Here is a 14,408-nt window from a genome sequence, read left to right on the forward strand (position 1 = left end):
TATGGATCTGGCCTCAGCCCTAGAGAAAAAACTTAAACGCCAAATTGCTGCGCGAAAAGCAGCAGAAGCCTTGTTGGAACAAAAGAGCCTTGAACTTTTTGAGGCCAACCACCAACTCGAGCTTGCACTGCGTCAGTTAGAGAAGCGTTCCAATGCAAACATACGTCGCATTGAATTCCAAGAACAAATCGACAACCTGTTGATTGATTTCGGACGCGCTTTTCTGAGTAATGATCTTGATGACGTCATGTTGTCACAATTGACGACAAGTGTGACCAACAGTTATCTGATTGAAGCCAGTCGTTTGATTTTGCCTCCCAAGCTGCTCCCTCAATTACACACTTATGACTATGGTGACGAAACCGTCGAGGTGATAGAGCAAGATATTCAAGAGCCTCATTGGCAAGGCAACCACCTTACCGTACCATTAGAGGTTGAAAAGGTCATAGTCGGCGCGTTAATTGTGAAGGTCAGGGTATTAGACCAAGATTTCGAATTCATCCAAAGCCAACTGTTGTTAGTTACCGACCTTATTTGTAGTGCCTTAACCCACCAGCTTGCTATCAATCGAAACATTGAATCACGTAAACGAGCAGAAGAATCTGAAAGAGCAACGCGTGACTTTGTCGCAATGATCAACCATGAATTAAGAACCCCGCTTAATGGCCTACTAGGTAGTGCCGAATTGATTAGCGATACCGAACTGAATAGTTCTCAACGTGAAATAGTGAACAACTTAAGTCAATCTGGAGAGTTTCTCAGAACCATCATTAATGACCTATTGGATTACAGTAAAATCAACGCGGGAATGTTGGAGTTAATACCGAAGAAGTTCGCGCTTCATGATTTGAGAAATACTATCGATAGTATCTTTACCAATCGAGCACTTGAAAAGCAGCTTAAGTTTGATGTTGATGTAGACAAAGGTGTACCGAGCCATTTCTATGGTGACTTAGAGCGTATTACTCAACTGTTCGTAAACTTGATTGGAAACGCCATCAAGTTCACGGATAAAGGACATGTGAGCGTTGAGATTAAATGGTTGAGAGACCAATTTATTTTTTCCGTAGAGGACACTGGAGTTGGGATCGCTCAATCCTCTCATAAGACGCTGTTTGAACCTTTTACTCAAGCGGATAATTCAAGTAGCCGAAACTACGAAGGGACTGGGCTTGGTCTCGCCATCTGTCGTAAGCTAGTAGGTTTGATGCACGGTGATATTAGCGTGACCAGTGTTGTTGGCTCAGGCACGACTTTTACCATCTCGATTCCTCTTCAAGTTGTCGATGTTCCGGCTGAGAGTGATAGTGTTACCAAGGGCTTTGAGTCTGAGGCGGAATTGTCACTACTTAAAGTGTTGGTGGTTGATGATATTAAGATGAACCAGATCATCATCCAGCAAATGCTTCGTAAACATGAGATTGAACCGGCTATCGCAAGTAATGGTGTCGAAGGGTTTGAGCTCGCGTCAGACAATGAATACGACATTGTATTCATGGATTGCAGAATGCCCGTTATGGACGGCTTTGAAGCGACAGAGAAACTAAGAGAGAAGGGTTACGTTAAATCTATTGTGGCACTGACCGCCGGAACGACACTTGAAGAGCGGGAACGTTGTATTCAGTGTGGAATGGATGACATTTTGAGTAAACCTTACACCGCCAATGATCTTAAAGAGATGCTTAAGAAGTGGGGTGTCTCTGCGGTGAAGGTCGCTTAAACACGCTAATAATGCGTTGTGAGCAATGCACTCTAGTTCAAAGACTAAAAAACCGAAGTGATCTTGCGATCCTTCGGTTTCTTTTTATATCGAGTTTTTGCTGAGCGTTAAGCCGCAGAACTCGTCATTAAATCGCGGAACTCGCAGTTAATGACGCTAGGTTTAGCAATCTTCAAGTACCGGTAGAATTCGACTCAGCTTATCCAGAGTTTCTTGGTATTCAGAAGCACAATCACTATCAAATACCACACCACCGCCAGCCCATGCATAAAGCGTATTGTTCTCGGCGACTAATGTACGAATGGTAATACTGGTATCCATTCTTCCATTTCGGCTGATGTAGCCAATACTGCCGCAGTACGCTGAACGTCGATGCGGTTCTAACTCTTCAATGATCTGCATCGCGCGAACTTTTGGTGCGCCAGTAATCGAACCGCCAGGGAAACACGCTCTCAGAAGGTCAGTCGCAGAATATTGTTCATCAAGGTCTGCTCGTATCGTGCTTACCAAGTGGTGCACGGCAGGGAAGCTCTCAATATCGAACAACTTTGGTACATGCACTGTGCCCGATTTTGCCACTCGGCCAATGTCATTACGAAGTAGGTCGACGATCATCAAGTTTTCCGCCTGATCTTTATCGGCGCTTGCCAGATCTTGCGCGTTAGCATCATCAATCATCGGGTTCTCAGAACGAGGTCGTGTGCCTTTAATTGGCTTGGTTTCAATGACGTTGTCTTTGAGTTCTAAGAAACGCTCTGGCGAAACACTGATGATTGCGCAGTCGGCCAAACGGATGAAACCCGAAAAGGGTGCTGAGTTGTACTGCTCTAACTTGTCATAAGCCAGCCATTCACTGCCTTGGTATTGAGCATTGAAGCGCTGAGCTAAGTTGATCTGATAGCAGTCCCCGGATAACAGGTATTCTTGAACGCTATCGAACTTGGTGGCGTAGCTCTCTTCGCTCATATTGGATTTCCACGGTGTGGTTAATCCAAAGGGCGCATGTGTTAGGTGTGATTGACCCATTTTCTGCATCAGCCAATCATGATGTTCATCGATATTGTTACCGACAGTACACGCCGTTTTCAGTTGGTGATCAACGATAACAGCCCATTCATACAAGCCAACCGCCATGTCAGGTGCTTCAATATCACGCGTTGCGAGTGATGGAAGTGTCTCGACTCTGCGCCCTAAATCATAACTAAAATAGCCTAAAGCGCCGCCAACGAATGGCAACTCAGTGTGCTCTTTAGTCGCAGGCAATAATTGCTGCTGATATTGGTCGAGTAGTTCGAAAGGATCGGAGTCTGAAACCTCGCACGTCTCATTAACATTAACGGTGGTTTTTGCACCGATTGTTTCGAAGGTGGCGATGGGTTGAGCAACTAAAATATCGTATCGACTATCAACGTGGCTTTCTGAAGCGGAGCGTAATAGCATTGCCCACGGCAGGTTTTCAATATGGGAAAACAGCTGTTTAGCTAAAGTTGATTGATATTCAAGCGGCTTGATTTGGATAGAGCGAAATTCGTTGTTATTCATTTGTTTAATTTGTGACAAAGAGTTCGATCACTGCATGGCGTGTGAGAGGAAGCAAGAGTATCATAAATTGAAAATAAAATGGGTTCTTGATTAGAACGGAGTAATCCAAGTGGTTTAGTTTAAAGCTATGCAAGCGATTGCTAAAGCAACTAAATACAGCTCAACACAATAAAAAGCTAAACCACCTAATTCGATTTGGCATAGATAGCCAAACTGTGAACCCACATGGAACCAGAACAATAAAGAGGCATGCAATGACGGTTATTCGTAAGCAAGATGTGATCAGCAGTGTCGCTGACGCACTTCAGTACATTTCTTATTATCACCCCTTAGACTTTGTCCAAGCCCTAGAAAAAGCGTACGAGAAAGAAGAGAGCCAAGCAGCTAAAGATGCAATTGCTCAGATTCTTATCAACTCGCGTATGTCTGCGGAAGGTCATCGTCCAATTTGTCAGGATACGGGTATTGTTACTTGTTTCGTGAACATCGGTATGGATGTTAGGTGGGAAACGGATCAAACAGTACAACAGATGGTTGATGAAGGCGTTCGTCAAGCTTACAACAACCCAGATAACCCATTGCGTGCATCTGTCCTAATGGACCCTGCAGGTAAGCGTATTAATACTAAAGACAACACGCCAGCGGTTGTTCACATTAATATGGTTCCGGGCAACAAAGTTGAAATCCAAATCGCAGCGAAAGGCGGTGGTTCTGAGAACAAAACTAAGATGGTTATGCTGAACCCTTCTGACGATATTGCAGAGTGGGTAGAGAAGACCTTACCAACCATGGGTGCGGGCTGGTGTCCACCGGGCATGCTAGGCATAGGTATTGGCGGTACGGCAGAGAAAGCAGCAGTACTAGCAAAAGAATCTCTGATGGAGCACATCGATATTCAAGAGCTTATCGACAAAGGTCCAGAGAACGCTGAAGAAGAGCTTCGTTTAGATATCTTCAACCGTGTAAACAAACTGGGTATTGGCGCACAAGGTCTTGGCGGTCTAACAACTGTGGTTGACGTGAAAATCAAAACAGCGCCAACGCACGCAGCCTCTAAGCCTGTCTGCTTGATCCCGAACTGTGCAGCAACACGTCACGTACATTTCACATTAGACGGCAGCGTCCCTGCAGAGCTAACACCACCTAAGTTAGAAGAGTGGCCAGATATTACTTGGGAAGCAGGTGCAAATACTCGCCGTGTTAACCTTGATGAAATTACTAAAGAAGACGTTCAAGAGTGGAAGACCGGCGAAACGGTTCTTCTATCAGGTAAGATCTTAACCGGTCGTGATGCAGCGCATAAGCGTATTCAAGGTATGCTTGAAAGTGGTGAAGGTTTACCAGAAGGTGTCGACCTGAAAGGTAAGTTCATTTACTACGTAGGCCCTGTTGATGCAGTAGGCGATGAAGCGGTAGGTCCTGCTGGCCCAACAACGTCTACTCGTATGGATAAATTCACCGACATGATGCTAGAAGAAACCGGCATTATGGGCATGATTGGTAAAGCAGAGCGCGGCCCTGCAACGGTTGAGTCAATCAAACAACATAAATCGGTTTACCTGATGGCGGTTGGCGGTGCAGCTTATTTAGTCGCAAAAGCAATTAAAAAAGCACGCGTTGTTGCGTTTGAAGATCTCGGTATGGAAGCGATTTACGAGTTTGAAGTTGAAGACATGCCAGTAACGGTAGCGGTTGACTCTAACGGCGTGAACGCACACCAGATCGGCCCTGACACGTGGAAAGTGAAAATTGCTGAAGCTGAAAAAGCGTAATTAACCGAAACCAAAAAATCGTAATTGTCGCTAACTTCAGCGTTTGAATTGCAATTTTTGACAGAAAGTTAAAGACAAAAGTGCAGCATTATCTGCACTTTTGTCATATTATCAATGATATAGTGATAAACACATAGTTTGATATAAGAATATAGGAGAGAGGAATGCCTCGTTTTATTCAGATCCTACAGATTATCTTGGCAGTGGTGATTGGTGCTTTTGTTGGCTACGACCTGATCTTGAAAGGAATCAGTATCTTTGATAATAAATACGTGACGATTACTTGTGCGCTTTGGCTAATCGCAGAGATTGCACTGTTTGTTATCTACAAGTTGATTGAAGACGATTAAACGTCGGATATCGCAGAAAAATCCTAAAGCCCCTGATTATGAATGTAGTCAGGGGCTTTTATTCATCTAGCATTAAGAATGTGTATTGCATACTCATTACTATTAGTAAAAGAACAAGCAAAAGCATACATATTATCCCAACAGGGAAAGAACATAGGCTTGCCTCTCTATTATCATAATCAGCTAGCCTAACTATCACGGAGTCGTTCAAATGAAACACCTAACTCAAGAAATGAGTGACTTTATAAGCAGAGGAACGGATTCTCACATTCGAGTAGCGGTCACCGGGCTTTCTCGTGCGGGTAAGACAGCCTTCATTACTTCGCTGGTTAATCAGCTTCTTCATACGTCTACCCACAAAAATCTGCCTCTACTTGCATCAGCGAGAGATGGAAGAATTATTGGCGCAAAGCGCATCCCGCAACACAACATGATGATCCCACGCTTCTCTTATGATGAGGCGATGGAATCTTTGAATGCGCAGCCACCAGAATGGCCAGTGCCGACGCGCGATGTCAGTGAGATTCGTCTAGCCATCAAATATAAGCCAGCTAAAGGCGCAAAGAAGCTGCTGAGCAAAAACAGCACCCTTTATCTCGATATTGTCGATTATCCAGGTGAGTGGCTACTTGATTTACCTTTGCTGGATATGGACTTTGATACTTGGAGCCAATCCCAATTCGCCGCACTCAAAGGCGATAGAGAAACCTACTCGCAACAGTGGAACGCAATGCGTTGTGATATCGATTTGCTAGCAGAAGCGGACGAAAAGAAACTGGTCGCGATTGCCGATAGCTATACCCAGTACCTTCATACTTGTAAAAGTAACGGACTGCATTGGGTACAGCCGGGTCGATTCGTATTGCCGGGTGAGCTTGAAGGTGCGCCTGTGCTGCAATTCTTCCCGTGTGCTGCGCCCGAGGGTAAATTCTCGAAAACCAGCAACTATGCGGTTTTAAAAGCGCGTTATGAAGAGTATCAACAGAAGGTCGTAAAGGCGTTCTATAAGAATCACTTTGCCACGTTCGACAGACAAATCGTGCTGGTGGATTGCTTACAACCACTTAACGCAGGCTATGACTCTTTCATGGACATGCGTGGTGCGTTAGAACAGTTATTGAAGAGCTTTAAGTACGGGCGAAGCAATATGCTAAGACGCTTGTTTGCGCCGAAGATCGACAAGATTTTGTTCGCCGCAACCAAGGCCGATCACGTGACACCGGATCAACATCCGAACTTAGTATCACTGTTACAGCAGATGGTACACCCTGCTTGGCAACAGGCGGCGTTTGAACATATCGACATGAGTTGTATGAGCATCGCGTCTATTCAAGCGACCAGTGCGGGATATATTTCGTCGGGTTCAGACAATGTTCCAGCACTGCAAGGTGTCACTTTAAATAACGAGCCTCAAACCATGTATCCGGGTGAGGTGCCGCGCAAACTGCCGAACAAACAGTATTGGGAAACCAACCAATTTGATTTCACGAGCTTTAGGCCAATGGAGCAACACTCCGATGAGCCTTGTCAGCATCTGAGAGTCGACAAGGTTTTAGAGTATCTCATTGGCGACAAGTTGAAGTAATTGAGGCAATCAAAATGAGTGAATTAAAAACAAAGCAGGTCTTTGATGAACCGTTGAAGACCTCGTTCGACGAGCCTGATAAGAGTGAAGTTACCCCTGATTTGGGTGCTCAAAAGCTATTTACGGTACAAGAGAAGTTTGTCCCTGTCGCACCGCAAGTGGAAGCCGATCTTGCTGGTGAAGCTGAACAGCAATTGGAACAAGTGATTCGACCGAGTAAAAAGAAGAAGTGGTTTGGAACGGGTCTATTGGTCGCTTTTTCTGGCCTCGTAGGATGGCAAGCAATTGATTCGGTCATTACCGCGATTCAAACTGCTGACTGGCTTGCATTAGGTTGGGCTGGCTTTATTGCTGCCATTGCTTCATTAGGTTTAGGCGCAATAGGCAAAGAGTTGTGGAAGCTGCGTTCGCTGAAAGACCATTTCAGTGTGCAAGAGCAGAGTGAAGAGCTGTTACAAAGCCAGAGTGTTGGTAAAGGCAAAGCGTTCTGTGAAAACATTGCCAAGCAGGGCGGTATTATTGCTGAGTCACCTTCGTACGATAAGTGGCGAAACAGCATTAACCCAGCACACAGTGATGCAGAAGTGTTGGATATGTACGATGCGTTGGTTGTTGCTCAGCAAGATAAAGTGGCTACTCAAATCGTCACTAAGTTCTCGACCGAATCGGCGGCTTTGGTTGCAGTGAGTCCATTGGCTGCTGCTGATATGTTGCTGGTGGCGTGGCGTAATTTCACCATGATAGACAAGCTTGCTGATGTGTATGGCATCGAGCTTGGCTACTGGTCTCGTATTAAGCTATTTAAACTGGTGTTAATCAACATGGCCGCTGCAGGAGCCAGTGAACTCGCGATTGATGCGAGCATGGATCTCGTCTCGATGGACCTTGCAGGCAAAGTCTCAGCTCGAGCAGGGCAGGGGCTAGGTGTCGGTATCCTTACGGCGAGACTGGGCTTAAAAGCCATGACATTGCTGCGTCCTATGCCTTGGCATAACGAAAGAAAAGTAAAACTGGCAGACCTCCGCAAAGCCGTCCTTTCAGAAATAAAGCGTATTACTCTCAAATAAAGCATTGAAAGGTCAATAGTTTGAGAAGAAGAGTAAACATATGTTTACTCTTCTTCTTGACTGAACTTAGAGCTTAATCCACACTACTGTCAACTTATCCTGACACCTATAATAGGACTATTTGTGCGTCTTGAAGTATTGTGTGAAGACAGACTCGGCTTAACGCGTGAGTTGCTCGATATCTTGGCCTCAAAAAGCATTGATTTAAGAGGAATCGAAATTGATGTTAAAGGCATTATCTACCTAAACTGCCCTGATATCGATTTTGATGCTTTTAGTGAGCTTATGGCTGAAATTCGCCGAATTTCAGGTGTGAAGGATGTACGTAAAATCCAATTTATGCCAAGCGAAAGGCATAACACAGAGCTGATTGCTCTGCTGGCAAACCTGCCTGACCCTGTGATTGCGATTGACCTTAAAGGCTCAGTCGACATGGCTAACCACGCTGCACTGAACCTCTTCAACAAGCAAGAAGACGAAGTCATCGGTGAACCGTTAGCGACGTTCGTTCCTAGCTTTAACTTTGTTCGTTGGATTGAAGGCGATGTAACGCGCCATCGTGAAGTTGTCGTGTTGGATGGTTTAGATTTCTCGATTGAAATCCTACCAATTTACCTTGGTGGTGATGTCAACGAAGCGGTACTGGCAAGTGCAGTAATGACGATTCGTTCTTGTAATCAAGAGATGAACTCGCCAGATTCAATTCCAGAACAGAACAACCTAGGTTTCGAACACTTTGTTGGTGTCTCTAATCGCCATAAAGCTTTGATCAGCCAAGCTAAGAAATTGGCTATGCTGGATCAGCCTCTATTAATTGAAGGCGATACGGGTACGGGTAAAGAGATGCTAGCAAAAGCGTGTCATAACCGTTCAAATCGTTCTTCTTTCCCATTCTTGATTCTAAGCTGTGCATCAATGCCTGATGACGTAGCGGAAACCGAATTGTTTGGTCATGCACCGGGTTCGTTTAACCATGAACAAGGGCATAAAGGCATTTTCGAGCAAGCGAATGGCGGCACGGTATTTTTAGATGAAATTGGCGAAATGAGCCCACATCTACAAATCAAACTGCTGCGTTTCCTACAAGATGGTTCATTCCGTCGTGTGGGTGAAGAAGAAGAGATGCACGCGGATGTTCGTATTATTGCATCAACGCGCCATCGTCTTTCTGAATTAGCAGACTCCGGCTCGTTCCGTGAAGACTTGTTCTACCGCTTGAATGTACTGACTCTGTCTATCCCTGCATTGCGTGAACGCTCAAACGACGTAGCGCCACTGTTGGAACTGTTCGTTGCAAAGTACGCGCAGCAATTAGGTATGTTAAAACCAAAACTGACTCAAGAACTAATCGACCAGCTTGGTAATTACCAATGGCCGGGCAACATTCGTCAGTTAGACAACATGGTTCTACGCGCATTAACAGAGTTGGATTCAGACACGCTAACGGTTGAGCAATTCCACTTGCCAAAGCTTGAAACCATGACAGCAGGAATGGCGAACTTAAGCTTAGATGGTTCTCTGGATGAGATCATGAAAGACTATGAATCTCAGATTCTAGAGAAGCTTTATCAGTCTTTCCCATCAAGCCGTAAGCTTGCAAAGCGTTTGAATGTATCTCACACCTCAATTGCGAATAAGCTTCGTGATTACGGTATCAGAAAGAACTGATCGAATAAGAATAAGATTATGGAAGATTTGAGTACACCAGAGCGCATTTATAAGCATGATGGTAATCTGATTCTACGCACGGCTGAAATTGATGACGCTGGCATGATCAGCGAGTACTTTCAGGTTAACAGAGAGTACCTGAAACCTTGGGAACCGATTCGCGAAGATGCGTTCTTTGATAGAGCGAGTTGGGCGCAGCGACTGATCAAGTTAAACGAGCTTCATAAAATGGGGCTAGGCTATTACTGTTTACTGATTAACGCTGACTCTAATGAAATGTTAGGCACCATATCGTTCAGTAATTTGTCTCGTTTTCCGTTCTACGCTTGTAATGTCGGTTACTCATTGGCTCAAAGTGCACAGGGGCACGGTTACATGCGCAGAGGCTTGAGCATGGCGAAGGACTACATGTTTGATGTGCAGAACATGCACCGCTTAATGGCGGGCTACATGCCTCACAACGAACGCAGTGCGGGTGTATTAGAACATCTTGGTTTTGTTCGAGAAGGCTTTGCCAAAGACTACCTACAGATTAACGGTAAATGGGAAGACCATGTGCTGACCGCGTTGGTTAACCCAAACTGGGAAGACAGACGCACTGTTTAAATAAATAGTATTTAAGCGCACAAGCTAACAACGAATTTAAAGGCAGCGAATATCAAGCGATCTCTAATCGCCGCTGTATCAAAAAGAACAGATAGGCATGGTAATCCATCAGCCTGAGAAGATATTTGAGGAATTTTGATGTCATACACAACTTTGGACGAATACCAAAGAAAATGGATTTTCACCCACCAGTCAATGCCGCTTCCAGCAGAGGACTTGGAAAAGATTAAGCCAATGACACAGGCAAGAGCATCTCAGTTCTGGAAAGAGAACGTGAGCCCTCAAAGCCCAGACGCAGAACGACTAAGCTCGCAAGACTGGCCAAGCAAAGCATCGAACTGGAATGAAGAGATCAGCTGGATGGCGCATTGGGAAGCGGATGAGCCTGATATGCCAGAAGAGATTCTTAATTTTATCGATTGGCAAGATGACGTAACTGTTTATTTTTGTTACGAAAAATATAATGTTCTTGAAACAAAGTGGGCGATTTTCAAGAAGCATTGGAAGAACTTTTTGTTCTACGATGACGGTCCAATTCTACTCGGTCGTCGTCGTTCAGAAGCACTTTGGTTTGCTACAAATGGCACGGTGAAAATCGGTAACCGAGCTTAAGCTTTAGAACGTATGTATAGCTGTATAAAAGCGAGCCTAGTGCTCGCTTTTTTTGTGTCGGTGGATCTTTGAAGATCGTTGCGAAACACCCACTGTTTGAACCTGAAAATTGAATCGAATTCCTACTCGTTTAAAAACGGAAATTCACGAAATTGAGATCGCTATCTCATTGGCTTAGTTGAAGTTTTATGGTGTTGGGCTATCTTTATAGTACTGCCTTAGTGGAGGTGAAGTATTATGATTTGGGATACTCTCGAACGTGTAAATAAACTTCGCAAGGAAGCAATGGAGGATCCGGATTTTCTGGATTCGGCAAAAATGCATGAGCAATGGCTTTTAAGCGAAACTCATAATCAATCTAAGAATGGAGAGAAAGAGAAGAAACCGAAAAAGTTATCAGACATCTATGAAAACACCGAATTTCCTATTAACCCAACCGGAACGAAACATTAATAATGATTAACTGCAACACGGCTAAGGCTCTTAACCAAAAAGCTATAAGTCGATTAAACATACCAGCCTTAAGCCACCAATAAAAAAGCCACTTTCAACGAACCGAAAGTGGCTTTTTCTTTTCTCGTTAGCTTCTTTACTCATTAACAACTAAAGCTAATCGTTTTGAATGCTAGCTATTGATCAGGCTTAAGCCGCTTGGTAATGCATCACCAAACACGCGCTTAGACTCGCTCTCAGAAAGCTCAGTAACTTCACTTACTAGCGTTAGCCAAGACTCTGGCACCTTGCTTTGCTTTAATTTTTCAAGAACTTGAGCACGGTAGTCATCAGAGATATCGAACTGACGGTCACCCGTCTTACGACAAATCATCACAGCCGCAAAGGCAATCATCTGCTCTTTCTGCCAATTCTGGTCAAGCAGCTTTGGTAACCACTGTTCTGCTTGTTCTCTTGGGATTACACTGTGTTGGCTTCCGTATAACGGTGTGCGAGACGCTAAGCGACCCAGAGCCCACCAGTGAGCCTGTTCGAACTGATTATGGTTAATCGCTTTGCTTAAGAACCAAGTCGCTAATAGAACCTTGTCTTCCACTTCAAGTTGCTCAAGTGATGCTGCCAATCTCACCATGGCTTCATAACCATTGTCTTGTGCATCTTTAGCCGTTTTAGGGTTCTTCATTGCACCTGGGTGAAGGTACTTCGCGATATCAGCCAAGATGGTCTCTTGCTGCTCTTGATTCAGACCACCCGCAACACGGCGCCAGAATACCCACCAATCTGTCCAACCTTGATGGTTCTGGAATTGGATGTTTTGTTGGTATAGCCCCCAAATTTGTTCAATACGCCATGAGTCGGTTGGATCACCAAAGCCAGGTCGCATAGAGTAACCCGCCAAACGGAGCCAGTTCTTCTCATGAGCTTCAGAACGACGACGGCGCTTACGACCTAATGAGAACGAATCAAACAGGTGACGGAGAGTCGTAAAGTCCCACTCTTCGCGCTTACCAAGTCGTTTCTCAAGATCTTTGGCCAGCGTTTTGATCTCTTTAGATTCCGCACTTTTCTTGTTGCCGCTATACAGGCGAGAAATCAACTCCTTACATTCGTCCAGTCTTGGATGAAGTTTAGAGTTGTCGGATTCATCGCCTTGCTTGTTTCTGACTTCGAACTCAAGCAACCAACGCTTGGTGTCATCTTCTGTACTCACACACTCCATTTTCAATGTGCCGACTTCGGTTAATTGACAAGCGAGCAATACTTCAACACGCTCCTTTTGGTTAGCTTGAAGCTCTGCAGTACCAGACCCTTCCAGCGTAGAAATATAAGGTGGAAGAGGGGAGAACAAGTCAGCATCGACATTGACCATCACACCATTTTGAATGGCGGTGTCATGAGCAATTTGATCGTGCGTTGAAGTCAGTAGATTGAAACGTACCGGCTCACCCAAAGTCAGTGAGAAACGACGGCTGTTCAAACGTATTTCTTGGCCTTCTTCAGTCCCTTTGGCAAGCAGACAAAGCGCTTTACCCATTTTGTTCTTTTCTTGTAGATGTAAGAAGTAAGAACGAGCCGCACCGCCACCGATTTTCAGTTGCGCGCCACGACGTGCTTTACCAAAGGCAACTGCGCCTAGCGCGACAGACCAGTCTGGGTGAGGGTTATCTAATACTGTGATTGGAGCGCCGTTCCAGTTACCTAGTAGCTGAGTAATACGCTCTGTGACAAGTTCACTGTTGAACACACCGCCGTTAAGCAGCACACCAACAGGGATAGCAGGCTTAGTGTCATCGAACTCAATCGAGTCTGAGTTTTCCAACGCAGCTTTTGACACTTGTTGATGTGTCGTTAGGAACTCTGCAACATGTTTACTGACCGCAGGATCGGCAACGTAAGGCAGGCCGAATTCAACCACGGCACTGCGGCGTTTGTCTGGTGTTTCAGTAAACTCAGAAAGCGGGAAGAAACCTTCCAATGCGATTTGATGAACTTCTTGTTTGGTTAAACCAATACTCTTGGTACCGCCAAGTAGCTTTGAACCGCTGCCCAGCATAGTGATTTTCACATCATCGGGTGCATTAGCAGAAAGTAAGCTTTCTTTTGCAGCGCGAGTTTGTTGAATCAGTTTGGTTAGGCTAGAGGCGTTCAGCTTCTTGTTTTGACTGAAGCGCTGCTCTGCAAGGTGAGCGAGGGCTAAATCTAGGTTATCACCACCCAGCATTAAGTGTTCGCCAACACCGATACGGTCGAGTGCTAGCTCGTTATGACCAGCATTATCTACATCGCTATTCTCATTGAAGCTGGCTTCAATTAAGCTCAAGTCGGTAGTACCACCGCCGACATCACACACTAAGATCAATGGGATCTGTTGAAGCTCTTTCGCAGCCGTTTGTTGATGACGAGCGTACCAGTCGTAACATACCGCTTGAGGCTCTTCGAGTAATAGAATCTTGCCTAAGCCTGCGAGTTCTGCGGCTTCAAGTGTCAGCTTACGTGCTGTCTCATCGAATGAAGCCGGAACCGTCACTACAACATCTTGGTCTTCAAGTTTGTTGCTTGGGTTGCGGTAGTTCCATGCTTGGCGAATGTGATTCAGGTAGCTTGCACTTGCGACAACTGGCGAGACTTTATCAACATCAGCTGCGCCTGCCCAAGGCAGAATGTCGGAGTTACGATCCACCGCTTGGTGTGATAACCAGCTTTTAGCACTCGACACTTGGCGGCCTTCAACCTTAGCACCCAATTCACGGGCCCATTCTCCAACGATAACGTTCTTAATATCGCCTTCAACTGGGCTTGGTTCCCAGGGCATAGTCAGGTCAGAAGGGGAGATTTGACCTTGTGCAGGGTGGTAACGAAATGATGGTAGTAGAGGCTTGCGAACCACTTCACCGGGGCCGATGAGTTGGTCAATATCGAAAAGAGAAACGGGAGCATGTTGTAGGTCGTCGTTGATTTCACAGTAAGCGACAACCGTATTCGTTGTGCCTAAGTCAATGCCGACTAAAAAACGAGGAGTTGCCATACAAAACC

The 14,408-nt window shown here is 45.2% G+C and carries 11 protein-coding genes; 9 read left to right on the forward strand and 2 right to left on the reverse strand.

The window, feature by feature from the left end; all coding sequences use genetic code 11:
- Position 1 precedes the first annotated feature (1 nt).
- A complete protein-coding gene (locus tag CWO13_RS17980; protein WP_102432743.1) occupies positions 2-1,720 on the forward strand; it encodes an ATP-binding protein in 1,719 nt (572 codons plus the stop codon).
- 162 nt (positions 1,721-1,882) lie between these two features.
- Here CWO13_RS17980 and pabB read toward each other — a convergent pair whose 3' ends face one another.
- Positions 1,883-3,262, reverse strand: a complete 1,380-nt coding sequence (gene pabB, locus CWO13_RS17985; protein ID WP_108083318.1) for an aminodeoxychorismate synthase component I — start codon at positions 3,260-3,262, stop codon at positions 1,883-1,885.
- A gap of 254 nt (positions 3,263-3,516) precedes the next feature.
- Between pabB and CWO13_RS17990 the strand changes: the two genes are divergently transcribed.
- The 8 genes from CWO13_RS17990 to CWO13_RS18025 all read left to right on the forward strand — a co-directional run bounded on the left by CWO13_RS17990 (position 3,517) and on the right by CWO13_RS18025 (position 11,375).
- Positions 3,517-5,034, forward strand: a complete 1,518-nt coding sequence (locus CWO13_RS17990) for a fumarate hydratase (RefSeq protein WP_108083319.1) — start codon at positions 3,517-3,519, stop codon at positions 5,032-5,034.
- Positions 5,035-5,198: 164 nt separating this feature from the next.
- Positions 5,199-5,384 (forward strand): hypothetical protein, encoded by a 186-nt coding sequence (locus CWO13_RS17995; RefSeq protein ID WP_004734731.1) that lies wholly within the window; start codon positions 5,199-5,201, stop codon positions 5,382-5,384.
- A gap of 211 nt (positions 5,385-5,595) precedes the next feature.
- Positions 5,596-6,969, forward strand: coding sequence for a YcjX family protein (locus CWO13_RS18000; RefSeq protein ID WP_102432741.1), 1,374 nt, complete (start codon positions 5,596-5,598; stop codon positions 6,967-6,969).
- Positions 6,970-6,983: 14 nt separating this feature from the next.
- Positions 6,984-8,036: a YcjF family protein gene (locus CWO13_RS18005; protein WP_108083320.1), complete on the forward strand. Its 1,053-nt coding sequence runs from the start codon at positions 6,984-6,986 to the stop codon at positions 8,034-8,036.
- 123 nt (positions 8,037-8,159) lie between these two features.
- Positions 8,160-9,704, forward strand: coding sequence for a transcriptional regulator TyrR (tyrR, locus tag CWO13_RS18010; protein WP_102478495.1), 1,545 nt, complete (start codon positions 8,160-8,162; stop codon positions 9,702-9,704).
- Positions 9,705-9,722: 18 nt separating this feature from the next.
- Positions 9,723-10,310: a ribosomal protein S5-alanine N-acetyltransferase gene (rimJ, locus tag CWO13_RS18015; RefSeq protein WP_048658426.1), complete on the forward strand. Its 588-nt coding sequence runs from the start codon at positions 9,723-9,725 to the stop codon at positions 10,308-10,310.
- Between the two features lie 138 nt (positions 10,311-10,448).
- Positions 10,449-10,922: a DUF2947 domain-containing protein gene (locus CWO13_RS18020; protein ID WP_102432738.1), complete on the forward strand. Its 474-nt coding sequence runs from the start codon at positions 10,449-10,451 to the stop codon at positions 10,920-10,922.
- Positions 10,923-11,159: 237 nt separating this feature from the next.
- A complete protein-coding gene (locus CWO13_RS18025) occupies positions 11,160-11,375 on the forward strand; it encodes a hypothetical protein (RefSeq protein ID WP_017108192.1) in 216 nt (71 codons plus the stop codon).
- 172 nt (positions 11,376-11,547) lie between these two features.
- Here CWO13_RS18025 and CWO13_RS18030 read toward each other — a convergent pair whose 3' ends face one another.
- Entirely contained in the window at positions 11,548-14,400 is a 2,853-nt protein-coding gene (locus CWO13_RS18030) for an Hsp70 family protein (protein WP_108083321.1), read from the reverse strand.
- Between the last annotated feature and the right edge of the window lie 8 nt (positions 14,401-14,408).

The organism is Vibrio sp. ZF 223, assembly GCF_003050585.1.
GTDB lineage: Bacteria > Pseudomonadota > Gammaproteobacteria > Enterobacterales > Vibrionaceae > Vibrio > Vibrio crassostreae.

Coding starts and splice junctions, on each gene's coding strand:
- CWO13_RS17980 (WP_102432743.1), top strand. CDS start 2: ATGGATCTGGCCTCAGCCCTAGAGAAAAAACTTAAACGCCAAATTGCT.
- pabB (WP_108083318.1), bottom strand. CDS start 3,262: ATGAATAACAACGAATTTCGCTCTATCCAAATCAAGCCGCTTGAATAT.
- CWO13_RS17990 (WP_108083319.1), top strand. CDS start 3,517: ATGACGGTTATTCGTAAGCAAGATGTGATCAGCAGTGTCGCTGACGCA.
- CWO13_RS17995 (WP_004734731.1), top strand. CDS start 5,199: ATGCCTCGTTTTATTCAGATCCTACAGATTATCTTGGCAGTGGTGATT.
- CWO13_RS18000 (WP_102432741.1), top strand. CDS start 5,596: ATGAAACACCTAACTCAAGAAATGAGTGACTTTATAAGCAGAGGAACG.
- CWO13_RS18005 (WP_108083320.1), top strand. CDS start 6,984: ATGAGTGAATTAAAAACAAAGCAGGTCTTTGATGAACCGTTGAAGACC.
- rimJ (WP_048658426.1), top strand. CDS start 9,723: ATGGAAGATTTGAGTACACCAGAGCGCATTTATAAGCATGATGGTAAT.
- CWO13_RS18020 (WP_102432738.1), top strand. CDS start 10,449: ATGTCATACACAACTTTGGACGAATACCAAAGAAAATGGATTTTCACC.
- CWO13_RS18025 (WP_017108192.1), top strand. CDS start 11,160: ATGATTTGGGATACTCTCGAACGTGTAAATAAACTTCGCAAGGAAGCA.
- CWO13_RS18030 (WP_108083321.1), bottom strand. CDS start 14,400: ATGGCAACTCCTCGTTTTTTAGTCGGCATTGACTTAGGCACAACGAAT.